Origin of the sequence: Rhodopseudomonas sp. BR0G17 (assembly GCF_010907025.1) — a bacterium.
GTDB classification, from domain to species: domain Bacteria; phylum Pseudomonadota; class Alphaproteobacteria; order Rhizobiales; family Xanthobacteraceae; genus Rhodopseudomonas; species Rhodopseudomonas palustris_H.
Genome location: NZ_QUML01000001.1, coordinates 65,250 through 89,449, shown reverse-complemented (window position 1 = coordinate 89,449; position 24,200 = coordinate 65,250). Strand labels below are relative to the sequence as shown.

The 24,200-nt window shown below is 65.0% G+C and carries 24 protein-coding genes; 16 read left to right on the top strand and 8 right to left on the bottom strand.

Annotated elements, in window-relative coordinates; translation table 11 throughout:
* Window positions 1–48: 48 nt before the first annotated feature.
* Both DY467_RS00430 and DY467_RS00425 read right to left on the bottom strand, forming a co-directional pair.
* A complete protein-coding gene (locus tag DY467_RS00430; protein WP_349627592.1) occupies window positions 49–1,005 on the bottom strand; it encodes a DUF3471 domain-containing protein in 957 nt (318 codons plus the stop codon).
* Window positions 1,006–1,098: 93 nt separating this feature from the next.
* Window positions 1,099–1,596, bottom strand: coding sequence for a collagen-like protein (locus DY467_RS00425; protein WP_164633609.1), 498 nt, complete (start codon window positions 1,594–1,596; stop codon window positions 1,099–1,101).
* A 245-nt stretch (window positions 1,597–1,841) separates the two neighbouring features.
* On the opposite strand from DY467_RS00425, the gene DY467_RS00420 reads away from it, so the two are divergent.
* Window positions 1,842–3,908 carry an ATP-dependent helicase gene (locus DY467_RS00420; RefSeq protein ID WP_164633608.1) on the top strand — a complete coding sequence of 689 codons (2,067 nt, stop codon included), beginning with the start codon at window positions 1,842–1,844 and terminating at the stop codon, window positions 3,906–3,908.
* A 6-nt stretch (window positions 3,909–3,914) separates the two neighbouring features.
* Here DY467_RS00420 and DY467_RS00415 read toward each other — a convergent pair whose 3' ends face one another.
* Window positions 3,915–4,238 (bottom strand): YdhR family protein, encoded by a 324-nt coding sequence (locus tag DY467_RS00415; protein ID WP_164633606.1) that lies wholly within the window; start codon window positions 4,236–4,238, stop codon window positions 3,915–3,917.
* Between the two features lie 72 nt (window positions 4,239–4,310).
* Window positions 4,311–5,048, bottom strand: a complete 738-nt coding sequence (locus DY467_RS00410; protein ID WP_164633605.1) for a PA4824 family protein — start codon at window positions 5,046–5,048, stop codon at window positions 4,311–4,313.
* A 63-nt stretch (window positions 5,049–5,111) separates the two neighbouring features.
* Here DY467_RS00410 and nthA point away from each other — a divergent pair, with 63 nt between their 5' ends.
* From nthA to DY467_RS00390, 4 genes are all read left to right on the top strand, one after another.
* Window positions 5,112–5,747: a nitrile hydratase subunit alpha gene (gene nthA / locus DY467_RS00405; RefSeq protein WP_164633604.1), complete on the top strand. Its 636-nt coding sequence runs from the start codon at window positions 5,112–5,114 to the stop codon at window positions 5,745–5,747.
* Entirely contained in the window at window positions 5,744–6,400 is a 657-nt protein-coding gene (gene nthB, locus DY467_RS00400; protein ID WP_164633602.1) for a nitrile hydratase subunit beta, read from the top strand. The genes nthA and nthB overlap by 4 nt, the downstream gene beginning before the upstream one ends.
* A complete protein-coding gene (locus DY467_RS00395; RefSeq protein WP_164633601.1) occupies window positions 6,400–6,822 on the top strand; it encodes a nitrile hydratase accessory protein in 423 nt (140 codons plus the stop codon). Before nthB ends, DY467_RS00395 begins: the two co-directional genes overlap by 1 nt.
* Window positions 6,823–6,945: 123 nt before the next feature.
* Window positions 6,946–8,079, top strand: a complete 1,134-nt coding sequence (locus DY467_RS00390; RefSeq protein ID WP_164633600.1) for a GNAT family N-acetyltransferase — start codon at window positions 6,946–6,948, stop codon at window positions 8,077–8,079.
* Here DY467_RS00390 and DY467_RS00385 read toward each other — a convergent pair.
* Together DY467_RS00385 and queC are read right to left on the bottom strand one after the other, a co-directional pair.
* Window positions 8,052–9,347: a serine hydrolase domain-containing protein gene (locus DY467_RS00385; protein ID WP_205501904.1), complete on the bottom strand. Its 1,296-nt coding sequence runs from the start codon at window positions 9,345–9,347 to the stop codon at window positions 8,052–8,054. The two genes, DY467_RS00390 and DY467_RS00385, sit on opposite strands and share 28 nt — an antisense overlap.
* 78 nt (window positions 9,348–9,425) lie before the next feature.
* Entirely contained in the window at window positions 9,426–10,139 is a 714-nt protein-coding gene (gene queC / locus DY467_RS00380) for a 7-cyano-7-deazaguanine synthase QueC (RefSeq protein ID WP_107357511.1), read from the bottom strand.
* A gap of 116 nt (window positions 10,140–10,255) precedes the next feature.
* On the opposite strand from queC, the gene mazG reads away from it, so the two are divergent.
* The 3 genes from mazG to DY467_RS00365 all read left to right on the top strand — a co-directional run bounded on the left by mazG (window position 10,256) and on the right by DY467_RS00365 (window position 12,813).
* Window positions 10,256–11,080: a nucleoside triphosphate pyrophosphohydrolase gene (gene mazG, locus DY467_RS00375; RefSeq protein WP_164633599.1), complete on the top strand. Its 825-nt coding sequence runs from the start codon at window positions 10,256–10,258 to the stop codon at window positions 11,078–11,080.
* 78 nt (window positions 11,081–11,158) lie between these two features.
* Window positions 11,159–12,454, top strand: a complete 1,296-nt coding sequence (locus DY467_RS00370) for a hemolysin family protein (protein WP_164633598.1) — start codon at window positions 11,159–11,161, stop codon at window positions 12,452–12,454.
* Window positions 12,451–12,813, top strand: coding sequence for a hypothetical protein (locus DY467_RS00365; RefSeq protein ID WP_164633597.1), 363 nt, complete (start codon window positions 12,451–12,453; stop codon window positions 12,811–12,813). The genes DY467_RS00370 and DY467_RS00365 overlap by 4 nt, the downstream gene beginning before the upstream one ends.
* Window positions 12,814–12,931: 118 nt before the next feature.
* Here the strand turns inward: DY467_RS00365 and DY467_RS00360 are convergent, their stop codons facing one another.
* Entirely contained in the window at window positions 12,932–13,438 is a 507-nt protein-coding gene (locus DY467_RS00360; protein WP_107344726.1) for a single-stranded DNA-binding protein, read from the bottom strand.
* Between the two features lie 528 nt (window positions 13,439–13,966).
* On the opposite strand from DY467_RS00360, the gene DY467_RS00355 reads away from it, so the two are divergent.
* The 8 genes from DY467_RS00355 to DY467_RS00320 all read left to right on the top strand — a co-directional run bounded on the left by DY467_RS00355 (window position 13,967) and on the right by DY467_RS00320 (window position 23,435).
* Window positions 13,967–14,707 (top strand): outer membrane protein, encoded by a 741-nt coding sequence (locus DY467_RS00355; RefSeq protein ID WP_164633596.1) that lies wholly within the window; start codon window positions 13,967–13,969, stop codon window positions 14,705–14,707.
* A gap of 310 nt (window positions 14,708–15,017) precedes the next feature.
* Window positions 15,018–18,035, top strand: coding sequence for an excinuclease ABC subunit UvrA (gene uvrA, locus DY467_RS00350; RefSeq protein WP_164633595.1), 3,018 nt, complete (start codon window positions 15,018–15,020; stop codon window positions 18,033–18,035).
* Window positions 18,036–18,408: 373 nt separating this feature from the next.
* Window positions 18,409–20,364, top strand: coding sequence for an acyltransferase family protein (locus tag DY467_RS00345; RefSeq protein ID WP_164633594.1), 1,956 nt, complete (start codon window positions 18,409–18,411; stop codon window positions 20,362–20,364).
* 135 nt (window positions 20,365–20,499) lie between these two features.
* Window positions 20,500–20,871 (top strand): hypothetical protein, encoded by a 372-nt coding sequence (locus tag DY467_RS00340; protein ID WP_164633593.1) that lies wholly within the window; start codon window positions 20,500–20,502, stop codon window positions 20,869–20,871.
* 97 nt (window positions 20,872–20,968) lie between these two features.
* Window positions 20,969–21,745: an ion transporter gene (locus DY467_RS00335; protein ID WP_164633592.1), complete on the top strand. Its 777-nt coding sequence runs from the start codon at window positions 20,969–20,971 to the stop codon at window positions 21,743–21,745.
* Between the two features lie 37 nt (window positions 21,746–21,782).
* On the top strand, window positions 21,783–22,337 hold the full coding sequence (locus tag DY467_RS00330) for a DUF3828 domain-containing protein (protein WP_164633591.1): 555 nt from the start codon (window positions 21,783–21,785) through the stop codon (window positions 22,335–22,337).
* Window positions 22,338–22,603: 266 nt separating this feature from the next.
* Window positions 22,604–22,894: a GNAT family N-acetyltransferase gene (locus tag DY467_RS00325; protein ID WP_164574137.1), complete on the top strand. Its 291-nt coding sequence runs from the start codon at window positions 22,604–22,606 to the stop codon at window positions 22,892–22,894.
* 133 nt (window positions 22,895–23,027) lie between these two features.
* On the top strand, window positions 23,028–23,435 hold the full coding sequence (locus DY467_RS00320; RefSeq protein ID WP_164633590.1) for a PaaI family thioesterase: 408 nt from the start codon (window positions 23,028–23,030) through the stop codon (window positions 23,433–23,435).
* A 68-nt stretch (window positions 23,436–23,503) separates the two neighbouring features.
* Here DY467_RS00320 and DY467_RS00315 read toward each other — a convergent pair whose 3' ends face one another.
* The gene (locus tag DY467_RS00315) at window positions 23,504–23,914 is read right to left on the bottom strand and encodes a DUF3597 domain-containing protein (protein WP_164633589.1); all 411 of its coding nucleotides are present in this window, start codon (window positions 23,912–23,914) and stop codon (window positions 23,504–23,506) included.
* Between the last annotated feature and the right edge of the window lie 286 nt (window positions 23,915–24,200).

The following is a 24,200-nucleotide window of genomic DNA, read 5'->3' as shown; positions in this document are numbered from 1 at the left end:
CTCCGGAAGATCCCTCATCGAGCACTTGGAGTGCCGCCGCTTCGAGCACTAGAGCCCCGGCGCGACCCATGCGGTCGAAATCGCGCCGCGGCCATCGAAGCCGATCCGCCAGTACAGCGGCCGCCGCTCGTGCTGCACCAGATAGACATCAACACCGCCATTGCCGACGCCGACGAACTCGACGGTCCGAACCGCGCCGGCCTCGCCGATCTCCTCGTGCAACTTTGCCAGTTGCTGTCTGGTGGCGTTGGCCAGCGCCTCGGTCATCTCATCGTAGTTGGGCTGACCGGTGTAGATTCCGTCGATCAGTCGGCGCAGCGCAGCTTCCGTGCCGGGGCTCGGGCGGTTACTCGTCAGTTTCTGGGCGAGCTGCTGTTCGATCCGCCGAGCCTCTTCGGCGTCGATGCGCGGCATCGGGATATCGAGACCGTTCTGATGCAGCACCAGCGATTGTGCCACGCCTGAAGAGTCAGTCACGAAGCTGATCTGCGCGTCGACGACCTTGGCAAAGAACTGTGTGCGGCTCTCGGCGAACAGCGGCACGCCTGGCTGCCCGGTCAGCCGCGACACCAGCCGGCGGCCCTCTCGGCTGATCGTCATGACGCCCTGATTGGCGAGCTCGTAGAAACCGACGTAGCGATCCAGGATCGCCGGATCGAGCCGAACTTCCTCGCGCTCCGGGCTTCGCGTCGGCTGCCCGGCGGACTGGACGGCCGCCGACAGCACATTCCAGTTCTGGCAGCCCAGAACCTTGGCAATCAGCTCCAGACTCTCACTTCGGGTGAGTTCGGCTTTCGGCTTGATGGCCTCGCGCAGTGTCTGCGCCATGGCCTTTGCGTCGCGGAAATCGCGCATCATAAACCCTCTGCAGGGCGAACTGATCAGGTCAGATGCTTGCGTTACTGACTCCGTTCGCCTCGGCAAAGGGGGCACGGGTCGCTCTGATACGTTCACCATGCCCCTGACGGGGCGCAAGCGGCGGGTCGTATCCACCCGCAGAGACACTGGCGCGCGCCGGACTCGATGTCAAACGCTGGCGTGCCGCACAGTGCGGCCGCGCGGAGCGATGCCGCGCAGCCGGATCGCATGCAAGCTCGATCAGTTCTTCGGCGCCGCTTCGCCGGCTTCACCCTTCGGGCCGGCAGGGCCAACGGCGCCTGAGGGACCAGCTGGTCCTGCAGGTCCCGCGGGACCGGCAGGACCAGCATCTCCCTTCGGCCCGGCGGGACCCGCCGGGCCTGCAGGACCAGCGGGGCCGGCCGGACCTGGAGCGCCGGCGGCGCCCGCTTCGCCCTTCGGACCGCGCGGTCCGCAATTGGCGACCAGCAGGCCGGTCAGGGTTTCGGTGCCCGACTTCAGGTCGAGCTTGCAGGTCTCGGGGGCGTCCGACAGCGAGAATTTGAAACGGCGCGACGACGAGCTCTTGGCCTTGTCGCCGGTACCGACGACCTCGACCTCCTGGCCGGCCTTGGTGGTCTTGCCGGTGATCACCAGCTTGCCGCTCTCGATCGCCAGCGTGTCGATCTCCAGCGCCGAGGCCGCGCCGGAGGTCATCGCCAGGATCGCGGCTCCGACCAGAATGGATCGTCTTGCCATCAACTTCTCCCCACCTGTTGCAGTGACGCTTGCGCGTCGTGTCCATCGCCAAGGCGGCCGCCCGCGGTCGCCACAACCGAGGATAGCCGAATGGATGGCCGAGCATAGCCGGGGCAGCGCGACATTTTTGCTACGGACCGCACAGTTCACCGTGGACACCGGTGTGTGACACCTACGCCATACCGGGATTGCGAACAAAGCAGGAATCTGGGACCGTCCATCCTTCACCCGACAGGCGCTGATTCGTGTCCTTGCCCGCTCCGATCCTCGACGGCCTCAATCCCGAGCAGCGCTCCGCCGTCGAGCACGGCGCGGGGGCAGCCGCCTGCCCGCCACTTCTGGTGATCGCGGGCGCCGGCAGCGGCAAGACCAACACGCTGGCTCACCGGGTCGCGCATCTCGTTGTCGGCGGCGCCGATCCGTATCGCATCCTGCTGATGACGTTCTCGCGCCGCGCCGCCGCCGAGATGACCCGCCGGGTCGAACGGATCGCCCGCAAGGTGCTCGGCGACCGCGCCTCGGCGTTGAACGGCGGGCTGCATTGGGCCGGCACCTTCCACGGCATCGGCGCCCGGCTGCTGCGCGACTATGCCGAGCGGATCGGGCTCGATCCGGGCTTCACCATCCACGACCGCGAAGACTCCGCCGACCTGATGAACCTGGTCCGCCACGACCTCGGCTTCTCAAAGACCGACAGCCGGTTTCCGGCCAAGGCGACGTGCCTGTCGATCTACTCGCGCTGCGTCAACGCCGGCCAGCCGCTCGATGTCGTGCTCGGCGCCAACTATCCATGGTGCGCCGGCTGGGCCGCCGAGCTGAAGCAACTGTTCGCGGCTTATGTCGAAGCCAAACAGCGCCACAACGTGCTCGATTACGACGACTTGTTGCTGTACTGGGCGCAGGTGATGGAGGAGCCGGCCTTCGCCGCAGAGATCGGCGGCCGGTTCGATCACGTGCTGGTCGACGAGTATCAGGACACGAACGCGCTGCAGGCTCGGGTGCTGCTCGCACTCAAACCAAATGGCGCCGGCCTCACCGTGGTCGGCGACGATGCCCAGGCGATCTACTCGTTCCGCGCCGCCACGGTGCGCAACATCCTCGACTTCCCGAAGGCCTTCAATCCGCCTGCTCGCGTGGTCACGCTCGACCGCAACTATCGCTCGACCCAGGCAATCCTGTCGGCCGCCAATGGCGTGATCGATCTGGCGCGCGAGCGTTTCACCAAGAACCTATGGACCGATCGGGCCGAAGGTTCACGGCCGCTGCTGGTCGGCGTCCGCGACGAAGCCGATCAGGCGCGTTACATCGTCGAGCGCGTGCTCGACGCCCGCGAAGGCGGCGCGACGCTGAAGCAGCAGGCGGTGCTATTCCGCACCTCGTCGCATTCCGCGCCGCTGGAGCTCGAGCTGACCCGGCGCAACATCCCGTTCGTCAAATTCGGCGGGCTGAAGTTTCTCGATGCCGCGCACGTCAAGGACATGCTGGCGCTGCTGCGCTTCGTGCAGAACCCGCGCGACCGTGTCGCCGGCTTCCGGGTGATGCTGCTGATGCAGGGCGTCGGCCCGGCGTCGGCGCAGAAGGCGCTGGATGCAATGACGGCCGCGGCCGATCCGCTCGGCACGCTGACCGCCCTGCCCGCGCCGCCGCGCGCCGGCGCCGACTGGCGCGGCTTCGTCGAGGCGGTCCAGGAGCTGCGCAGCGGCGATGCGGGTTGGCCGGCCGAGATCGAGCGGGCGCTGATCTGGTACGCGCCGCATCTCGATCGCCTTCACGAGGATGCTGAAACCCGCAGGGCCGATCTGGTGCAACTGGCGCAGATCGCCTCGGGCTATCCGTCGCGCGAGCGCTTCCTCACCGAGCTGACGCTCGATCCGCCGGACGCAACCTCCGATCAGGCCGGTGTGCCGACGCTCGACGACGACTATCTGATCTTGTCGACAATCCATTCCGCCAAGGGCCAGGAATGGAAGCAGGTGTTCGTGCTCAACGTCGTGGATGGCTGCATGCCGTCTGACCTCGGCACCGGCACCTCGGCCGAAATCGAGGAAGAGCGCCGCCTGCTCTATGTGGCGATGACCCGGGCGAAGGACGATTTGCACCTCGTGGTGCCGCAGCGTTTCTTCACCCACGGCCAGAACGCCCAAGGCGATCGCCACGTTTATGCGTCACGCACCCGGTTCATCCCCGAGCGGCTGCTGCCACTGTTCGAACGCACCAGCTGGCCGCGCGTCACGCCTGAAGCCGCAGCAGCGGCATCGCAGCGCGGCCCACGTATCGATATCAATTCGCGAATGCGGCGGATGTGGACCTGAGCGCGATTACGCCGCCGCGCTGGTGGTGATGGTACCGCCGTCGGCGTTGTCGACGATCACCGGGCTGTCGAACCAGCTCATCACCGGCTCGGCGCCGTACAAGGCGGCGACGCGGGCGCGCCATTCGCCGCTATAGACGGCTTCTGCAGCCTCGCGGCTCTCCCACAGGTAGATGCCTCCGGCGGTCGCGCCGTCCTCGGAGCGAATGTAATATTTGCGGATCAGGCCCGGCAGCTTCTGGTATTTCGGCGCGCTGCTCTCGAACCGCTTCTTTGCCTCCTCCAGGCTGATCGGCGTCGCCATGTGAAACTGCACGACGGTGGTGATCATCGGAACCTCCTCGGATTTTTCCGGCATCTTAGCGCAATCGGCGCCACGCTGTCTCTGCCTGCCGCGGGCCGGCTATTTGAACGCTTCTGGAAATCGCACCGTGGTGCCAAGCGTAATCCAGCGGGCATTTTCTCCGGTGATGTTGTGGCCGACGATCAGGTCCATCGAGAAAATCTCATTGGGCCGCCAGCGCACGCCCGCCTGCGCGCGGGGCCGGATCTTGCCGGCGCTGTCGTCGGGCGCGCCTGAGAGGCCGAACCCCTCCAGCGTCAGTTGCAGCGTGTCGGTGAACTTCCAGTCGAAGCCGACGCCGTAGCTGAGATAGTGCTGGTCGATCGTCCGATCCCACAGCCAGCCGGCGTTGAGGTTGACCCGCATCGTCTCGGACAGCCGGTAGGTCGCCGGCAGCGTCACGAACGCGACCGTGTTGTTGCCGCTGGCTGCATCGTAGGAGCCGCCCGCCTCGATCGCGAGACCGAACCGGCCGATCGCGGTCGGCACCAGGACGGTCTTGAGCTTCGGGGACAGTGTCGTGCTCCAGTCGCCGTCGGCGCGCGCTCGGCTCGCCTGCAGCGTCAGCTCGAAAGGACGACCGAGGTCCACCACGCAGGACGGGTTCGCCACTGCCGAAAAGTCGGCGTTGGTGGCTCGCGACCACCAGCTTTCCAGCTTGCACGAACCGAGTTCAGAAATGTCGGTGGCATCGACCGCATAGGCGCCGTTCGCCGCCCAGGCTTCGCCCGACAGCAGCAGGGCAAGCCCGATCACGGCGAGCAGCAGAACGGTCAGGGCGCGGGTCAGCGGAAGCATGGAACCAGCCTTAGCAGACGGCCGGCTCGACAGCTTCCGCGACTTCCGCCTATCCTCAACTTCATGGCCGACCATGAGCATCATCATCACCACGATCACGACCATTCCGAATTGTCGGAGACCGAGCTGCGGGTGCGCGCGCTCGAAACCATCCTGACCGAAAAGGGCTATGTCGATCCCGCGGCACTCGATGAGCTGATCGAAACTTACGAGACCAAGGTCGGCCCGCGCAACGGCGCCCGCGTGGTCGCCAAGGCCTGGAGCGACCCGGCGTATCGCGAGCGGCTGCTGCACGACGCCACCGCAGCGATTGCCGAGCTCGGCTACACAGGCCGCCAAGGCGAACACATCGTCGCGGTCGAGAACACGCCGGCCACCCACAACATGGTCGTGTGCACGCTGTGCTCCTGCTACCCGTGGCCGGTGCTCGGCCTGCCGCCGGTCTGGTACAAATCGGCGCCGTATCGTTCGCGTGTGGTCAAAGAACCCCGCGCGGTACTGGCCGAATTCGGCGTGAAACTGCCGCAGGACACGTCGATCCGGGTGTGGGATTCCACTGCGGAAATCCGTTACCTGGTCATTCCCATGCGTCCGGTCGGCAGCGACGATCTCGGCGAAGATCAGCTCGCCGACCTCGTCACCCGCGACAGCATGATCGGCACAGGCCTTGCTCGCACGCCTGCGGAGATCACGCAATGAACGGCGCGCACGACATGGGCGGCATGGACGGGTTCGGGCCGGTGATGCCCGAGAGCGATGAGCCGCTGTTTCATGCCGCGTGGGAGCGCCGTGCCTTCGCGCTGACGCTGGCGATGGGACGTCCCGGCGGCTGGAACATCGACATGTCTCGGTTCGCCCGCGAGAACCGCGCACCGATCGATTATCTGTCGAAGAGCTACTATCAGCTCTGGCTCGCGGGCCTCGAAACACTGATGGCCGAACGCGGCCTCGTCACCGCAGATGAAATCGATGCGGGCCGCTCGCTGCATCCGGCCAAGAATGTCCCAGTGCTGTTGGCCCCGGACGTCGCCCCGATGCTGACGCGCGGTGCGCCGACCGAACGTGACGCCGCGGTCCCTGCCCGGTTCGGCGTCGGCGATCGGGTCCGCGCCAAGGAACTGCATCCACGAACCCATATCCGGCTGCCGCGCTACGTCCGCGGCCGGGTCGGCACGATCGAACTGGTGCACGGCGCGCATGTATTTCCCGACAGCCACGCGCATGGCGGCGGCGAGCAGCCGCAATGGCTGTACACGGTGGCATTCGAAGCACGGGAGTTGTGGGGCGACGATGCCGACCCGACATCACGGGTCTCGGTCGATGCCTGGGATTCGTATCTGGAGCCGGCGTGATGAGCGGCTATTCCGAGGCTGCGGCGATCGCGGCGCGCAGCGTGCCGGGTCTGCCCCGCGACGATGACGGCCCAGTGTTCCGGGAGCCCTGGGAAGCCCACGCCTTTGCGATGGCGGTGACGCTGCACAGCCGCGGCCTGTTCACCTGGCCGGAATGGGCGGCGGCGTTGTCCGCCGAGATCCGCCGAGCCCAAGCTGAAGGCGATCCCGACTGCGGCGACACCTACTACCGCCATTGGCTCGCGACGCTGGAACAGATGGTCGCAGCCAAGGGCGTCGCCAGCCTCGCGACCCAGCATCAATACCGCGACGCCTGGGACCGCGCCGCCGATCGCACCCCGCACGGCCATCCGATCGAGCTGCAGCCCGGCGATTTTCCACAGTCAGAAGCGTTTTCGGCGGCTGAGTCACCGCCCCGTTAACGCTGATGCGACAAGTTTGGTCTGTGCGTCACTGACGTCAACGAGAACCGAACCGATCGGAGCTAATCTGCAGCCTGCCGACAGATCGCGGATGGCGAGGCTGCGGCGGCAGCGAGTTGGGTGATGGCGCAGATCGATTTTGATCGACCGATGCGATGGGCGGCAAATGCCGCCGGCCGCTATCTCGCCGAAGCCACCTGCAACTCCGAACTGTTCCTGCAGCGCGCCGCGGCGCTCGGCCCTTCCGCGGCGATCACCCCGTTTCAGTCTCCCGACTGGCTGAACGCTTGGTTGAGACTGCTCGGGCCTTCCGCGTCCGCCGAGCCGCTGCTGATCACCGTCCGCGACAGCTTCCGCGACGAGATAGCGATGCTGCTGCCGCTGGTGATCCGCCGGGTGTGCGGCGTGGCGCTGGTCGAATTCGCCGACCTCTCGGTGTCGGACTACAACGTGCCGCTGCTCGGCCCCGCCGCCCCCTCGACGCCGGAAGCGGCTGCCGCGGCTTTCGCAGCCGCGTTGGCGGCGATGCCCGACGTCGACGTGGTGCGACTGTGCAACCTGCCGCTGACCGCGGGCGGCAAGGTCAATCCTCTGGCGCTACTCGCATCCACGCCCTCTTCGACAGTGCGCAACGTCACCACGCTGCCGCGCTCATGGGACGACTATCTCGAGTCGCGTCCGCGTAAATTCCGCAAGGCGCTACGCCAGCATCATCGCACTCTCGACGCGCTTGGCGGCGTGCGGGTTCGGATGATCACCTCACCCGGCGACGACACCGCAAAGCTGTTCGGCAAGCTCGATCAGTTTCAACGCGCGCGCATCGCCGCGCTCGGCAAGCGCTACGTACTCGACCGGCCGGCTTATGCGCGGTTCTATCGCGAGGTGTTTTCGCGCGGACAGGCGATGCTGTCGGTGATGGAGTCCGGCGACTCCGTCGTCGCGGTCGCCTACAGCCTGCTGCATCGGCAGAGCTGCACGACGGTGCGGCTCGCGAACGCCGGCGCAGAATGGAGCCGTGGATCGCCCGGCATTGTGCTCGCGAGCGAGATCATCCGTTGGCTGATCGACAACGGCATCGAGCAGTTCGATCTCGGCGCCGGAGGCTACGACTACAAGAAGCAGCTCGGCTGCGAACCGCAGCCGCTGCTGGTACTGGAGAAGGCGCTGACGCTGAAAGGCCGAATGGCGCTGTCGGCGTGGTCGACCTATACGGGTGGCCGCTCGCTGGTTCAGTCGCTGACGGCGAAGGCGTCGTAAACCAGCTTCTTGAACATCGGCACTACCCGGCCGCGTTCAGTCTCGGTCTGCTGCATCAGGATGTAGACCATGTCGAGCGACGGATCGATGCCGAAATAGGTGCCACTGCCGCTGTCCCATTTCAGCTCGCCGATCGATCCTGGCGCAGGCGGATTGGTCTCACCCGGCTCAACCCGCACGGCCAGACCGTAGCCGTAGCCAAAGCCGTCGCCGGGAAAATAGAAGTAGTCGCGTTCGACGCCGGAGCCGGGACCGATCTGATCGGTGGTCATCATCTTGAACGCCGCAGGGCTCAGATAGCGGCGGCCGCCGAGCTCGCCGCCTTCCAGCAGCATTTGGGCGAACCGCGCGTAGTCCGTGACCGTCGACAGCAATCCGCCGCCACCAGACTGCCATTCCGGATGCGCGCGGCGCTGCCGCTCGGCATCGGCCAGCACGGTATCGGTGGGAAACACCGCGGCCATCCGCTCCTGCTCCGCCTCGGTTCGCAGCACAAAGATGGTGCTGGTCATGCCGAGCGGATCGAACAGCCGATGCTTGAGGAAATCGTACAGCGGCTCGCCCGACGCGATCTCGATGACGCGGCCGAGCACATCGGTCGAATGGCCGTAGCGCCACAGCGTGCCGGGCTGGCGCGCCAGCGGCAGCCGGGCCATCCGCTCCGCGAACTCGGCGTTGTCGAACCGGCCGGCGAACAGGTTCGCCCGCTGATACGCCGCCACAATCAGTTCGCCGCCGATATATTCGTACGTCATTCCCGAGGTGTGACGCAGCAGATCTTCGATCGTCACCGGCCGATCCGGATCGACCAGCTTCAGCGCCGGCTTGCCGTCTTCGACGGTCTCGATCCCGACCTGCACGTGCGCGAACGATGGAACGTACTTCGAAAGCGGATCCTGCAGTCCGAGGCGCCCTTCATCGATCAGCATCATCGCCGCGACACTGGTGATCGGCTTGGTCATCGAATGCAGCGCAAAGATCGTATCCGGCGTCATCCGGTGACGCCGCGCGGCGGTACGCCAGCCGAAGCACTGCAGATACACCGGTTTGCCGTGCTGCTGGATCAGCACCACGGCCCCCGGCAGCTTTCCGGACGAAACTTCCTGATCGAAGAAGGCGCTGAGCCGCGCCAGCTTCTCAGGCTTGGGAGCTGCCGCGGCGCTACCGGGCGCGGCTGCGAGCCGCACCGTCCCAGCAGGCATGGTCAGCGCCGCGCCGATCGCTTGGAGAATCTGGCGGCGGCGGATCGAAACGAAGGAGCGCGGCATGGCGAGCCTGTCCGTAGCGTCGAGACGCCAGCATTAGCACGCGCACCGTTGCGGCTCGATGATACGAAAGAGTACGGATCAGATGCCGGAGGCGTACTCGATCCAGCCCTTGGCGCGCAGCCGGCATGCCGGACATTCGCCGCAGCCATAGCCCCAATCGTGACGCGCCCCACGCTCGCCGAGATAGCAGGTGTGCGAGTCTTCGCGGATCAGATCGACCAGCGCATCGCCGCCGAGCTCTTGCGCGAGCTGCCACGTGGCGGCCTTGTCGCGCCACATCAGCGGTGTATGCAGCGTGATGTCGCGCGCCATGCCAAGCGATAGCGCCGTCTGCAACGCCTGGATGGTATCGTTGCGGCAGTCCGGATAGCCGGAGTAATCAGTCTCGCACATCCCGCCGACGATGTCGGTGATGCCGCGCCGATACGCCAGCGCTGCGGCGAAATTCAGGAAGATCAGATTGCGACCGGGCACGAATGTGTTCGGCAGGCCATCGGCGCCCATCGCGATCGCGACGTCGCGGGTCAGCGCGGTGTCGGAGATCTGCGCTAACGTCGGGATCGTCAGGGTGTGATTGTCGCCGAGCTTGGCGGCCCAGTCGTTGCTGATGGCGCGGAAGCCGTCGAGCAGCCGCGCGCGGCACTCCAGTTCGATCAGATGCCGCTGGCCGTAATCGAAGCCGATGGTCTCGACGCGGGCGAAGCGCGCCAGCGCCCAGGCCAGACAGGTCGCGGAGTCCTGCCCGCCGGAGAACAGCACCAGCGCGGTCTTGTCGGATGAATGGTCGGTCATGCGGATCGCTGTAGCACCGTGCGGCGGGCGCGCCAAATCCTGCGCGATTTTCGCTGGGATGGCGGCGCCGGTTGCGGCATAGGAGACAAAACCTCCTTCTGCCCCGGACCAGCGCCATGACCCCTTCCCGCGATATCGCCCGCCTGATCGAGATCATGGCCGCGCTCCGGACCCCGGTGACCGGCTGTCCGTGGGATCTCGAGCAGGATTTCGCGACGATCGCGCCCTACACCATCGAGGAAGCGTTCGAGGTCGCCGAAGCGATCGCCCGCCACGATCTCGACGATCTCCGCGAAGAACTCGGTGACCTGCTGTTGCAGGTGGTGTTCCACTCACGGATCGCCGAAGAGCGCGGCGCCTTTGCGTTCGGCGACGTGGTCGAGGCCATCACCCGCAAGATGATCCGCCGCCATCCGCATGTGTTTGCCGATGCCGAGGGCAATCTGACGCCGTCTCATGTCGAGGGTGTCTGGGACCGGATCAAGGCGGAGGAAAAGGCCGAGCGCGCCGCCCGCCGCGGCCTCACTGAGCAGCCGTCGAGCTCGGTGTTGGCCGGCGTCAAATCCGGCCAGCCGGCGCTGTCGCGGGCGATGGATCTGCAGCGCAAGGCCGCCAAGGTCGGGTTCGACTGGAACGATCCGCGCGCGGTGCTGGCGAAGATCCGCGAGGAGACCGACGAGATCGAGGCGGCGCTGGACCGCGGCGATCAGGCGCACATTACCGAAGAGACCGGCGATCTGTTGTTCGCGCTGGTCAACCTCGCCCGCCACGCCAAGGCTGATCCGGAAATCGCGCTGCGCGGCGCCAACGCCAAATTCGAGCGCCGTTTCGCCTATATCGAGCAGGCGCTGGCGGCCCAGGGCCGCTCGCCCGACGACGCCACGCTCGCCGAGATGGACGCGCTGTGGAACGAGGCCAAGGCGACCGAAGCGACGAAATAACGCCGCCCGGTTCCGATTCCGGCCGCGACTTCCTATCTATGCTTGCACGAAAACAATGCAGGGGGTCGCGCGAGCATCATGCTCTCGGTGGAATTGGCAATCGTTGTCGTCCTGATCGTCGTCAACGGTCTGCTGTCGATGTCCGAACTGGCGATCGTTTCCTCTCGCCCGGCGCGGCTTTCAATCCTGGCGCAGCGCGGCGTTCGCGGAGCCCGGCAGGCGCTCAAGCTGAGCGAAGATCCGGGCCGGTTTCTTTCGACCGTCCAGATCGGCATCACCTTAGTCGGCGTAGCGTCCGGCGCGTTCTCCGGCGCGACGCTGGGCCAGCGCCTGAGCGACTGGCTGGCGGCAACCGGCGTGCCGTTCGCCGATATCATCGGCGTCGGCCTGGTGGTGACGCTGATCACCTACGCGACGCTGATCGTCGGCGAGCTGGTGCCGAAGCAGCTTGCGCTGCGCGACCCCGAAGCCGTCGCGGTGAAGGTCGCGCCAGCCATGGCGCTGCTCGCCAAGATTTCGCTGCCGGTGGTGGTTGTGCTCGACGTCTCCGGCAAGGCCATGCTGGCGCTGCTCGGCCAGAGCGGCGAGCCCGAGGACAAGATCTCCGAAGAGGAGATCCATAGCCTGGTGCTGGAGGCCGAGACCGCCGGCGTTCTCGAACCGGGCGAGCGGCAGATGATCGCCGGTGTGATGCGGCTCGGCGACCGCCCGGTCGGCGCGGTGATGACGCCACGGCCGGAGGTCGACATGATCGACGTGTCCGATCCACCGGAGGTCATCCGCGCCGCCTTTGTCGAGAGCCCGCATTCGCGGCTGCCCGCGACCGACGGAGATCGCGACGACCCGATCGGCATCATCCAGGCCAAGGATGTGCTGGAGATCTATCTGCGCGGCGACACGCCGGATTTCCGCACGCTGGTCCGCGACGCGCCGGTGATCCCCGCCTCGGCCGACGCCCGCGACGCCCTGCTGATGCTGCGCAACGCCTCGGTGCATATGGGGCTGGTGTACGATGAATTCGGCGGCTTCGAGGGCGTGGTCAGCACCGCGGATATCCTGGAATCGATCGTCGGTGCGTTCAGCTCGGAAGACGGTCCGCCGGAGCCGGCGGCGGTGCGCCGCGAGGACGGCTCATATCTGATCGCCGGCTGGATGCCGGTCGACGAGTTCGGCGATTTGCTCGGCATTCTGGTGCCGACGCCGCGCGATTATCACACCGTTGCCGGTCTCGTGCTGTCGCATCTCGGCGCGCTGCCGGCCGTCGGCGACAAGTTCGACTTCCAAGGGTGGCGGTTCGAAATCCTCGACCTCGATCACCGCCGGATCGACAAGATCCTGGCAAGCCGCCTGCCCGACGACGAAGCCTCGCTATGACGCCACCGGTCGCACGCGGACGAGGCGATGCCCGCGCCCTCGCCGCCGTGCGGCTGCTGCACACCGCGATCTGGGCGTTCTTTGCCTCCTCGATCTTGGCGATCCCGGTGACGGTCTGGGTTGGGCAGCTCGTGGCCGCGCTGTGGCTCAGCGTCTTTGTGTGGGGTGAAGTGGTGGTGCTGGTGTTGAACCGGATGCGCTGTCCGCTGACGACGCTGGCGGCGCGCTACACCGACGACCGCGCCGACAATTTCGATATCTGCCTGCCGCGCTGGCTCGCCCGCTATAACCAGCGGCTGTTCGGCACGCTGTTCGCCCTCAGCCAATTCCAGCTCGGCTGGGCGTTGCTGACAGGCTGAGCGGGTCTCTCTCGGTCCACAAACGACGACGGCCGCCGCGATCGGGGCGCGGCGGCCGTCGGCTTGTATCCCATCCCCGCCGGGCGCGGCCGGAACGGAATGGCAGAGCATTATCGGCTCAGAACGGAATGTCGTCGTCCATGTCGCTGCGGCCGCCGCCGCTGCTGACCGGCATCGGCCGGCGTCCGCCGCCACCACCCGACGGGCCACTGGAGCCGAAATCACCGCCGGAATTGTCGTCGCCATAGCCGCCGCCACCTCCACCGCCGCCGCTGCGGCCGTCGAGCATGGTCAGGTTCGAGTTGAAATTCTGCAGCACAACCTCAGTGCTGTAGCGCTCAGCGCCGCTCTGGTCGGTCCATTTGCGTGTTTGCAGCTGGCCTTCGATGTAAACCTTCGCGCCTTTTCTCAGGTACTGCTCGGCGACTTTACACAACCCTTCGTTGAAAATCACGACGCGGTGCCACTCGGTCTTTTCCTTGCGCTCGCCAGTGGCGCGATCGCGCCAGGACTCGGAAGTGGCAATCCGCAGGTTGGCAATCGGACGCCCGTCCTGGGTCCGCTTGATCTCCGGATCGGCACCGAGATTCCCGACCAGGATCACCTTGTTCACGCTACCCGCCATCGACGTCTCCTCTCAAAACCATACTGACTGCGCGGCTCCGCAACCGGCCGCCGACCGCCCGCCGTCCTGCTCCGCCGCTGCGGTCGCGCCAAAGCTGGCGCGAGCCGTCCCAGCCTCAGCGATTACGCTGTCGCCGCCGCTACGCCCATACGTCCACCAGCGAAAACGCCCGTCGGACGGGATTTATCCACCGGCACGATCTCGGCCAGCTTGTTCTATTTTTGTTCCAAAGTGAAGTGCAAAGTTCAACAGCGCTGGAGCGTCCGCCTTTCACTCGGCCTTTGGCGGAAGCCGGGAGATGAAGTCTCAGCGGTAACCCGCCGTTGAGCGCAACGTTTTCGGCGATCTATCCATGGTTTTAGGAATCACATTTCACTCGCGAGTGTTGCATTTCCGCGACGGCGCGTTGCTCGCATTGCGTGTATGGTCGTCACGTGGAATTTCGAGGGGCGCTCGCGCTTCTCGCTCTGCGGCGGGGACACCGCGGACCGAGAGCCGGTGAAGCACAGACGAACCGGGGGGATTGCGATGAAGAAATTTCTGTTGGGGACTATCGGTTTGATTGCGTTGGGCGCTGCGCCGGCGATGGCTGCCGATCTCGCGGCTCGTCCTTACACCAAGGCACCGCCGATCATTGCGGCGGCTTACGACTGGTCGGGCTTCTACGTCGGCGCCAACGGCGGTTGGGGCACCAGCAGGAAGTGCTGGGATTATCAAGGCACCACGGCTACGCCGTTCCCGGCGTTCGGCGAAGGGTGTCACGACGCTTCCGGCGGCACCGTTGGTGGTCAGATCGGCTATAATTGGCAGGTCGGCACTTGGGTGTTCGGTGTTGAAGCTCAGGGCAACTGGGCCGATTTCAAGGGCTCAAACTCAAGCCTTCGATTCACAAACACGACTGATCAAAGCAAAGTCGATGCGTTCGGCCTGTTCACCGCCCGCGTTGGCTACGCCTGGAGTAATGCTCTGCTTTACGTGAAGGGCGGCGCGGCGGTCACGAGCGACAAGTACACGACTTATCGGACCTTGGCGGGCACGACCATCGACGATGCCAGTGAGACGCGCTGGGGCGCAGCGGTCGGCGGCGGCCTCGAATACGGCTTCACCCCGAACTGGTCGTTCGCCGTCGAATACGATCACCTGTTCATGGGTGGCCGCGACATCACCTTCGCGCCAACCACCAATGTTGACCACATCAAGCAGGACGTCGACGTCGTCACCGCCCGCATCAACTATCGCTGGGGCGGCCCGATCGTGGCGCGCTACTGAGCTTCGCGGCGGCTGATTTCAATCGCGCTTGCGGAAGGCCGGCCTCGCGCCGGCCTTTTTGCGTTCGGACAAATGCAGCGGCCTCGCCGTCGGCCGCGGCAGACCGCGGAGAAGCGATCGTCCTGGCTCGGCCCCAGCGGAACCAGCGGCCCACGCCCTTATCGTCAACAATCCGGTTGATGGACGCCCGCAACCTCTGGCAATCGCGTCGCGTTCTTCCTATGTTCCAGGCTCAGCCCTAACCGGCGCCAGCCCCGGACGCTCCGGCGCGCGCCCCAACCGGCGCGTTGTCGCGCGTCTGGACACCCGCATGGACGAAGTGATCAAGGCCAAGCGTCAGACCCCCGCGGCCTCGAGCCGGACCGCCATCACCATTCGCGGCGCCCGCGAGCACAATCTCAAGAACGTCGACGTCACCATCCCGCGCGACAAGCTGGTGGTGTTCACCGGTCTGTCGGGCTCCGGCAAGTCGTCGCTGGCGTTCGACACCATCTACGCCGAGGGCCAGCGCCGCTACGTCGAGTCGCTGTCGGCCTATGCGCGGCAATTCCTTGAGATGATGCAGAAGCCGGACGTCGACCAGATCGACGGCCTGTCGCCGGCGATCTCGATCGAACAGAAGACCACCTCGAAGAACCCGCGCTCGACTGTCGGCACAGTCACCGAGATCTACGACTACATGCGCCTGCTGTGGGCGCGCGTCGGCGTGCCCTACTCGCCCGCGACCGGCCTGCCGATCGAAAGCCAGACCGTGTCGCAGATGGTCGACCGCGTGCTGGCGCTGCCGGAAGGAACGCGGCTGTATCTGCTGGCGCCGGTGGTTCGCGGCCGCAAGGGCGAGTACCGCAAGGAGCTGGCCGACTGGCTGAAGAAGGGCTTCCAGCGCGTCAAGATCGACGGCGCGTTCCACGAGCTCGCCGAGGCGCCGACGCTCGACAAGAAATTCCCGCACGACATAGACGTCGTGGTCGACCGCATCGTCGTCCGCCCCGACATCGGCCAGCGCCTCGCCGAGAGTTTCGAGACCGCGCTGAAGCTCGCCGAGGGGCTGGCGGTGATCGAGTTTGCGGACGCGCCCGCCGCGCCGCCGGCGGCTGAGCCCGGCAATGACGACGTCGAAGGCAAAAAGAAAAAGGCCGACAAGAAGGTCGCGAAAATCCACGACAAGAGCGGTGCCGAGCGCATCCTGTTCTCGGAGAAGTTCGCCTGCCCGGTGTCCGGCTTCACCATTCCGGAGATCGAGCCCAGGCTGTTCTCGTTCAACAACCCGTACGGCGCCTGCCCCGAATGCGGCGGCCTCGGCATCGAACAGCACATCGACGCCGACCTCGTGGTGCCCGACAAGGAGCTCAGCTTGCGCAAGGGCGCGATAGCGCCGTGGGCAAAGTCGTCCTCGCCGTACTACCTGCAGACGCTGACCGCGCTCGGCAAGCACTACAAGTTCACGCTCGACACCAAGTGGAAGGACCTGTCCAAGAAGGTCCAGAACGTGCTGCTGCACGGCTCCGGCGACGACGAGATCAAGTTCTCCTACGAAGACGGCGTCCGCTCCTACGACACCAAGAAGCCGTTCGAGGGCGTCGTCACCAATATCGAGCGCCGCTTCCGCGAGACCGAGAGCGAGTGGGCGCGCGAGGAGCTCGGCAAGTATTTCTCCGATGTGCCGTGCGACGCCTGCCACGGCCATCGCCTCAAACCCGAGGCGCTGTGCGTCAAGATCGGCGGCAAGCACATCGGCGAAGTCTCCGAGCTGTCGGTGAAGGCGGCCGGCGACTGGTTCGCCAAGGTGCCGGACGTGCTCAACAAGCAGCAGAGCGAGATAGCCGTCCGCATCCTCAAAGAGATCCGCGACCGCCTCAGCTTCCTGCTCGACGTCGGCCTCAATTATCTGACGCTGTCGCGCTCGTCCGGCACGCTGTCGGGCGGCGAAAGCCAGCGCATCCGCCTCGCCTCGCAAATCGGCAGCGGCCTCACCGGCGTGCTCTACGTGCTCGACGAGCCGTCGATCGGCCTGCACCAGCGTGACAACGCCCGGCTGCTCGACACCCTCAAGCGGCTGCGCGACCTCGGCAATACCGTGATCGTCGTCGAGCACGACGAGGATGCCATCCGCCTCGCCGACTACGTGCTCGACATCGGTCCCGGCGCCGGCGTCCATGGCGGCCACATCGTCGCGCAGGGCACGCCCGCCGAGATCATGCGCAATCCGAAGTCGCTGACCGGCAAGTACCTCACCGGAGAACTCGACGTGCCGGTGCCGGAGCGGCGGCCACCGAACCATCGCCGCACCATCAAGCTGGTCAATGCTCGCGGCAACAATCTGAAGAACGTCACCGCCGAGATTCCGCTCGGCCTGTTCACCTGCGTCACCGGCGTCTCCGGCGGCGGCAAGTCGACGCTACTGATCGACACGCTGTATCGCGCGATCGCGCGCAAGCTGAACAACGCCTCCGAGCCGCCGGCGCCGCACGACCGCATCGAGGGTCTCGAGCACATCGACAAGATCATCGACATCGATCAGTCGCCGATCGGCCGCACCCCGCGCTCAAACCCCGCGACCTACACCGGCGCGTTCACGCCGATCCGCGAGTGGTTCGCCGGCCTGCCGGAATCCAAGGCGCGCGGCTATGAGCCCGGCCGGTTCTCATTCAACGTCAAGGGCGGCCGCTGCGAGGCCTGCCAGGGCGATGGCGTCATCAAGATCGAGATGCACTTCCTGCCCGACGTCTACGTCACTTGCGACGTCTGCAAGGGCAAGCGCTACAATCGCGAAACGCTCGACGTGCTCTTCAAGGGCAAGTCGATCGCCGACGTGCTCGACATGACGGTCGAGGAAGCCGCCGAGTTCTTCAAGGCGGTGCCGCGCGTCCGCGAGACCTTCAAGACGCTGCAGCGCGTCGGCCTCGACTACATCCATGTCGGCCAGCAGGCGACGACGCTCTCCGGCGGTGAAGCCCAGCGCGTCAAACTCGCCAAGGAGCTCAGCAAGCGCGCGACGGGGCGCACGCTCTACATTCTCGACGAGCCGACGACAGGCCTGCACTTCCACGATGTGGCCAAGTTGTTAGAGGTGCTGCACGAGCTTGTCGCCCAGGGCAACACTGTAGTGGTGATCGAGCACAATCTCGAAGTCATCAAGACCGCCGACTGGGTCATCGACCTCGGCCCCGAAGGCGGCGACGGCGGCGGCGAAATCGTCGCCTGGGGCCCGCCGGAAGACATCGTCAAAGCGCCGAGGAGCTACACGGGGAAGTTCTTGAAGCCGGTGCTGGAGAAGAAGGGGCCGACGGCGGCGCGGAAGAGGAAGACGGACGAGGCGGCGGAGTGAGGTTGGCGCAATAAACAACACCCTGACCAAGGCAAGACCGTCGAATGGCCGATCAACCTCGGCAACGAGGGCTGCGACGACGGAATCGGATTCAGCAACGTCTTTGGATTCTCAGATGCTAGTGCCAGGCAGTCTCTGCAAGCTGATAGAGCGATAAGGGGCGTATTATTGAACTGAAATCGAGAGGAGTCGGGCCGTGAGGCCTGACAACGATGCGTCGGTGCGCAGCTTTAGGACGCGAGCCTGAACAAAGGCGATTGCTTCGCCGACAGAAGACAAACTACTCACGGGGAGCTTGCATGCTGCGGCCGAATATTTGACAATGAGGTGATATAGCATCCCGTCGTAGACGTTTGCGGATTCGTTTGAATCAATGCCTTACCTGCCCCGGGAGTATCGCCCCGACATTGATGGGCTTCGCGCAATCGCCGTTCTGGGAGTTCTAATATTTCATGCTTTCCCAGCATTGTTACCGGGCGGATTCACCGGCGTTGACGTATTCTTCGTAATCTCCGGATTTTTAATCTCTCGGATCATATTCCGCGAACTCTCGGCCGGACATTTTACCATAGGTTATTTCTACACGCGACGAATTCGCCGTATCTTCCCGGCTCTGCTCATCATATTACTGCTATGCTTATTTGCTGGCTGGTTCATGCTTCTACCAGATGAGTTTGAGCAGGTCGGCAAGCACGTTCTGGCAGGTGCCAGCTTCATTTCTAATTTCCTTAATCTCTCCGAGGCAGGCTATTTCGATGCCGCGGCGGAAAAGAAACCGTTGCTGCATCTATGGTCTCTGGGTGTTGAAGAGCAATTCTACATCGTCTGGCCGCTGCTGTTGATGCTGGTTTGGCGCTTCAGGCGTCTCTTAGTCCCTCTTCTAGTTCTGTCGTTCGCTGGATCGCTGGCTCTCAGCATCTCGTTGTCGCCAACGCATCCAACCGCCGCCTTCTATTTGCCCGTCACGCGTGTATGGGAGCTGAGTATAGGGGGCGTGCTCGCCTATCTCAGCCATTCGTCAAAATGGGGCGAGTTCAGTGACGCGCCGGTCAACCATTGCATTGGACGTCTGGGATGTGAAGCAGCCATTGCCGGTGGGCTCATGCTGATCGTCGCTGGAATGATATTGACAGATCGCCGCGACGTTTTCCCTGGCTGGCGTGCTTTGATTCCGACCACGGGTGCCGCGATAGTTATCGCGTTTGCGCCGGGGTCTCGCTATGTGGTCAGACTACTTTCGAACCCGCTGGCGGTCGGCGTCGGTTTGATCAGCTATCCGTTGTATCTAGTTCACTGGCCCATTCTGTCATTCATCGCACTCGTCTCTCCTGGACGGCCTCCGACAGAATGGATCCTCTTTGCGCTGTTCACTAGCTTCGCAGCGGCGTGGCTGATCTATCAGTGTGTCGAACTCAATGTTCGCCGTTACAAACTCTCGCCGCTGATTCTGCTGGCCACGATGGTAGTCACGGCGATCATGGCGCTTTCAGCGTATCGCGGATTATTGGTCAGCCGGCTGACTACAGCACTCCCAGCGCAGTTTGGCACGTTGGAAACTGAGTTCGTGTGGCCTCCAACCGGATGGCACAATCCAGAGCAGCACGTCTATCGCACAGGCTCGCCCACCGGGCGGCGGGTCGTATTCCTTGGTGACAGTAATCTTATTCAGTATTGGCCCCGAATCTCCACACTGGATCTGCGCGAGATTGAGGTCTTATTCATTGCGATTCCCGGCTGCCCCCCGGTCCGCGGACTGACCAATTCCGGGAAGCTGGAATGTCCGTCGATGTTCGATATCTTGGAGCATTGGTTGACCCCCCAAACCAGTCTTGTCGTTGGCGCGTGCTGGCATTGCTACCTCGCTCCACAACGTGACAATATCGTTCTGGACGGAAAACCGATCTCCACGGCGGCTGACGTCGACCGCGGTCTCGCTGCGCTTGAGAGCTATCTTTCCGAGCTTCGGTCGCGACTTGCCCACCTGACGCTTATCCTCCAGATTCCACTCGATCGCCGATTCACACCGAAGCTCGACCGAAACCCGTTCACGACCAGCGACCAACTCCGCGCGGCATTCGATGCTGCAACACAACCTATCCCGCGCCAGGATGCGATATCGGACATTCGTTCTCTCAACAACCAGCTCAGTTCCCTCGCGAAAAGACTTGAAATCGACGCGATCGACCCCGCCGACTGGATTTGCAGTTCATCATGCCAGATCATTGATGGAAATCGCTTCGTTTACCTTCCCGACGGAAGTCACCTGACAAATAGCTATGTGCGACGCCGGGCGACGTTCATTGATGAGCTCGTTGTCGACCGTCACTAACGAGCAAGCTAGCCCCGGGTGGGCGAAACGGCACCGGGGCTTTGGTGGCAGTCCGCGTATCGCCTGGCTCATGCGGGCCACACTCCGACCGGAATTTCAATCGCCCTTCCGCCCCAGCGCGTTTAAACTCCCCCCATGTTCCGCCTCACCTCCCTCGCACTCGCCGCCGCCCTCGCACTGCTCCCCGCCGCCGCCTCGGCGGCTTCGCACAAGAAGCACGCCAAGCGCGCGCAGAGCAGCGGCCTGCCCGGCTACGTGCAGCCGCCGAGCAATTCGGTGCCGCTGTTCATGCAGAAGCTGTCGCCGGCGCAGCGGGCGATGCTGCGGCCAAAGCGGCCATGGTACATCGACCCGATACCGGACTATTATCGCTGGAACGGCCCATGGAGCGGCGAGTGGCGCTATCTCGGCCGCGCCGGCTTCTATCGCGGCCGTTACAACGGCGGCAGCTTCGGGCCGTGCTGGACACAGACGCCGATCGGGCCGGTCTGGAATTGCGGGAAGTAGAGCTGTCCGTCGTCCTCATCCTGCACGCAATGTAACTGGCCGTCGCCACCTCCGCGCCCCATTGCCTCCGCTGCCCCTCCCAGGCCAATAATCGGCCATGACGCTGCACGATGTCCGACTCGCCGTTCGGCGGCTGTACGACGGCGCGACGCCGCGTGGGGTGGCGTTCCGCTACGGCCTGCTGGCGTTCGATGTCGTCACCATCCTGTTCATTGTCGGCACGTCATTTCTGCCGCCCAATCCGATCGTCGAGGCGCTCGATACCGGGTTCGGCGTGCTGATCCTGGTCGATTTCCTGGCGCGGCTCTATGCCAGCCGCAGGCCGATGCGGGAATTCGGCCGGCTCGCGACCTGGACCGATCTGGTGGCGATCGGCTCGTTCCTGGCGCCGTTGCCCGGCGAGGGGGCCGGCTTCCTGCGGATCCTGCGCACGCTGCGCGCGTTCCAGGACTATCAGATGCTAACCCGGCTGCGCAGCGACAGCGCCTTCTTCCGCCACCACGAGGAGGTCGTGATCGCAGTGGCGCGGCTGGCGGTGTTCATCTTCGTGATGACGGCGATAGTGTTCGAGACCCAACGTTTCAGCAATCCGCAGATCGCCAACTACGCGGACGCGATGTACTTCACCGTCACCGCGCTGACGACGACCGGGTTCGGCGACATCACCCTGCCCGGCACCCTGGGGCGGATGATCAGCGTGGTGATCATGATCTTCGGCGTCACGCTGTTCTTCAATCTTGCGCGGGCGCTGATCAGCCCGAACAAGGTGCGCTTCCCCTGCCCGGTGTGCGGGCTGCAGCGCCACGATGCCGATGCGGTGCATTGCAAGGCGTGCGGCACCGTGCTGAATATTCCGGATGAGGGCCGCGACTGAGCCGGTGCCGCGATCCTCGCTGCCGACAGGATCCGCCATGCTCACCCGCCGCTCCGCCTTCGCTGCACTCGCCTGCCTCGCCGCCGCTATGGCCCTGCCCGCTGCCGCGCTTGCGCAGGCCCTGGCGCAGCCGCCCGCCGCATCTGCAGCCAAACCGGCCACGGCCGATCCCGCGGCCCTGCTGACGCGGCTCTACAAGGCGGCCGCCAAGGACAATGCCGGCGGCGCCTTCGTCAACAACGCCAAGGAGCGCGGCAAGTATCTGTCGAAGTCTCTGGCCGCGATGTGGACCAAGGCCGAGGCCAAGGTGCCGCAAGGCGAGATGGGGCCGATCGATTTCGATCCGGTGAGCAATTCGCAGGACCCGGACATCAAATCGTTCGTCATCAAGGCCGAGAGCCAGGATGAGGCCCGCGCGACGCTGGCCGTGGCGCTGATCGGCAGTCAGTCGCGCAAGGTCGCCGCCGACGGCGTGATCCGTTACGAGCTGGTGCGCGACGGCACGTCATGGCGGATCGACGACATCCGCGGCAGCGTCGACGGTCAGGCGTGGTCGGTGCGACAGATGCTCGAGGCATCGTTGAAGAACTAATCGAAGCTGCCGGCGTTGCCGCTCGGCGCCATGACAATTGTGGTGCGGTGGCGCACGCGCTTCACCGCCGCCTCCGGGATTGTCCGGGTTGCGCGGCGCAGCGCGGTGTGGCCTTACCCTGCGCACCATCCATCGTGGCCTGCGTCGCAACGACGCCGCGCTCGCCACCTCGCCGTCCCCTTGATTTCAACGGGGCCGGCATCACCTTGACAGCCAACGGCACACGGCTCCTGCCGCGCGCCGGACATTGAACACGAGGAGACGCTATGAGCGGGACCACAGCCGCGGCCAACGTGCGCGACAACAAGGCGCTGAACCGCTTCGAACTCGACGCCCATGGCGAGATTGCATTCGCGAATTATCGCCGCACCGGCGGCCGCGTCGTCATCACCCACACCGAGACTCCGCCGCCACTGCGCGGCCGCGGCATCGCCTCCAATCTGGTGCGCGGCGCGCTCGATCTGATCCGTGCAGAAGGTGCCAAGGTCAGCGCCGGCTGCGGCTTCGTCGCAGACTATCTCGACGCTCACCCGGAATACGCCGACCTCACCGCGTGAGGACTTGGCCGGACCGTTTGCGACGGTCCGGCGATTGCCCGCCGCCGCGCGCTGTGGCATCGGTTCCACCGCGCGCGGTCCGCCGGTCCAATCCTGTGATCTCCTGCGGCCGCGCTCCGCGCAGGAGCCGCCAATGACCGTGTCACCGCCGCCGGGCTTTCAACCGTTCGCCGTTCAGGACGGCTATATCGGCACCAACGGCCCGTATTACTGGCGGCAGAGCGGCGACAGCCAGCCGGAGTTTGGCTTCCTCAGCGACGATCGCCACGGCAATCCCAACGGCGTGCTGCACGGCGGCGCGCTGCTCGGCTTCCTCGATACCATTCTGGGATTCTCGGTGGTGCTGGCGGGGCAGCGGCGCTGCGCAACGGTGTCGCTCGACAGCCGCTTCATCGCCACGATCGAGCCGGGCGGCTGGATCACCGGCCGCACCACCATGAAGAAGCTGTCGCGCAGCCTCGCCTTCATCGACGCCGAAGCACTCGCCGGCGACAAGCTGCTGGTGACCACCAGCGCGGTGTTCAGGATCTTCGAGGCGTAGCGCATCCGGCGCGGCCATGTCGTGCCGCAAGCGAGCGGCACGGCCGACCATCCAAGATGCCGTGTGGATCAGTGCTTTATCTCGGGCGGCAGCTTGCCGCCGTTGGCGACCAGCTTGCTCATCACCTGCTTGTGCAGCCAGATGTTCATCGACGCCGAGTCATTCATGTCGCCGCTATAGCCGAGCTCCTTGGCGAGCTCCTTGCGGGCCGACAGGCTGGAGTCGATATCGAGCGCCTTCATCAGATCGACGATCGACGTGCGCCATTCCAGCTTCTCGCCTTTGGCTTTGACCGCCTTGTCGAGGATCGGCGCAACGTCGACCGACGGTGCGGCCGTCGGCTGCGGTGCAGTCGGCGCCGGCGCGGTGCCTGCGCCAGCGGTCGTCGCCGGTGCCGGCGCTGGCGCGGCTGCGCCACCTGGCGCCGCAGCGGCGCTGTCGCCGAAAATCGCGCTCATGATCTTGCCGAAAATGCTCATGCTGTCTCCCCCTGTTGCGATGCCACGCATCGTCGACATCAACAGCGCTGACACCATCTGGGTTCCGCGCGCGGATCACTGCAGAGCGTACCAACAGAATTGAGCGAACGTGTAGTGACTAAATTTCCTCGCACTGCAGCATCGAGAGCTCACCAAAGCTTGAGCAACGACTGCTGATAAGCGGCGTTAGGATACCTTCACAGGTCGCGGCAAGCTCGGGTCACAGGACCAGTTCATTCGTTGCTCTCGCGTCTGGCTCCTTCTGATCGTTCGTCTCCGCGCAAGA

What these genes read in the sequence shown, in the direction of transcription:
- DY467_RS00425 (WP_164633609.1), bottom strand. Translation starts at nt 1,596, where the DNA reads ATGGCAAGACGATCCATTCTGGTCGGAGCCGCGATCCTGGCGATGACC.
- DY467_RS00415 (WP_164633606.1), bottom strand. Translation starts at nt 4,238, where the DNA reads ATGATCACCACCGTCGTGCAGTTTCACATGGCGACGCCGATCAGCCTG.
- DY467_RS00410 (WP_164633605.1), bottom strand. Translation starts at nt 5,048, where the DNA reads ATGCTTCCGCTGACCCGCGCCCTGACCGTTCTGCTGCTCGCCGTGATC.
- nthA (WP_164633604.1), top strand. Translation starts at nt 5,112, where the DNA reads ATGGCCGACCATGAGCATCATCATCACCACGATCACGACCATTCCGAA.
- nthB (WP_164633602.1), top strand. Translation starts at nt 5,744, where the DNA reads ATGAACGGCGCGCACGACATGGGCGGCATGGACGGGTTCGGGCCGGTG.
- DY467_RS00395 (WP_164633601.1), top strand. Translation starts at nt 6,400, where the DNA reads ATGAGCGGCTATTCCGAGGCTGCGGCGATCGCGGCGCGCAGCGTGCCG.
- DY467_RS00390 (WP_164633600.1), top strand. Translation starts at nt 6,946, where the DNA reads ATGGCGCAGATCGATTTTGATCGACCGATGCGATGGGCGGCAAATGCC.
- DY467_RS00385 (WP_205501904.1), bottom strand. Translation starts at nt 9,347, where the DNA reads ATGCCGCGCTCCTTCGTTTCGATCCGCCGCCGCCAGATTCTCCAAGCG.
- queC (WP_107357511.1), bottom strand. Translation starts at nt 10,139, where the DNA reads ATGACCGACCATTCATCCGACAAGACCGCGCTGGTGCTGTTCTCCGGC.
- mazG (WP_164633599.1), top strand. Translation starts at nt 10,256, where the DNA reads ATGACCCCTTCCCGCGATATCGCCCGCCTGATCGAGATCATGGCCGCG.
- DY467_RS00370 (WP_164633598.1), top strand. Translation starts at nt 11,159, where the DNA reads ATGCTCTCGGTGGAATTGGCAATCGTTGTCGTCCTGATCGTCGTCAAC.
- DY467_RS00365 (WP_164633597.1), top strand. Translation starts at nt 12,451, where the DNA reads ATGACGCCACCGGTCGCACGCGGACGAGGCGATGCCCGCGCCCTCGCC.
- DY467_RS00360 (WP_107344726.1), bottom strand. Translation starts at nt 13,438, where the DNA reads ATGGCGGGTAGCGTGAACAAGGTGATCCTGGTCGGGAATCTCGGTGCC.
- DY467_RS00355 (WP_164633596.1), top strand. Translation starts at nt 13,967, where the DNA reads ATGAAGAAATTTCTGTTGGGGACTATCGGTTTGATTGCGTTGGGCGCT.
- uvrA (WP_164633595.1), top strand. Translation starts at nt 15,018, where the DNA reads ATGGACGAAGTGATCAAGGCCAAGCGTCAGACCCCCGCGGCCTCGAGC.
- DY467_RS00345 (WP_164633594.1), top strand. Translation starts at nt 18,409, where the DNA reads ATGCCTTACCTGCCCCGGGAGTATCGCCCCGACATTGATGGGCTTCGC.
- DY467_RS00340 (WP_164633593.1), top strand. Translation starts at nt 20,500, where the DNA reads ATGTTCCGCCTCACCTCCCTCGCACTCGCCGCCGCCCTCGCACTGCTC.
- DY467_RS00335 (WP_164633592.1), top strand. Translation starts at nt 20,969, where the DNA reads ATGACGCTGCACGATGTCCGACTCGCCGTTCGGCGGCTGTACGACGGC.
- DY467_RS00330 (WP_164633591.1), top strand. Translation starts at nt 21,783, where the DNA reads ATGCTCACCCGCCGCTCCGCCTTCGCTGCACTCGCCTGCCTCGCCGCC.
- DY467_RS00325 (WP_164574137.1), top strand. Translation starts at nt 22,604, where the DNA reads ATGAGCGGGACCACAGCCGCGGCCAACGTGCGCGACAACAAGGCGCTG.
- DY467_RS00320 (WP_164633590.1), top strand. Translation starts at nt 23,028, where the DNA reads ATGACCGTGTCACCGCCGCCGGGCTTTCAACCGTTCGCCGTTCAGGAC.
- DY467_RS00315 (WP_164633589.1), bottom strand. Translation starts at nt 23,914, where the DNA reads ATGAGCATTTTCGGCAAGATCATGAGCGCGATTTTCGGCGACAGCGCC.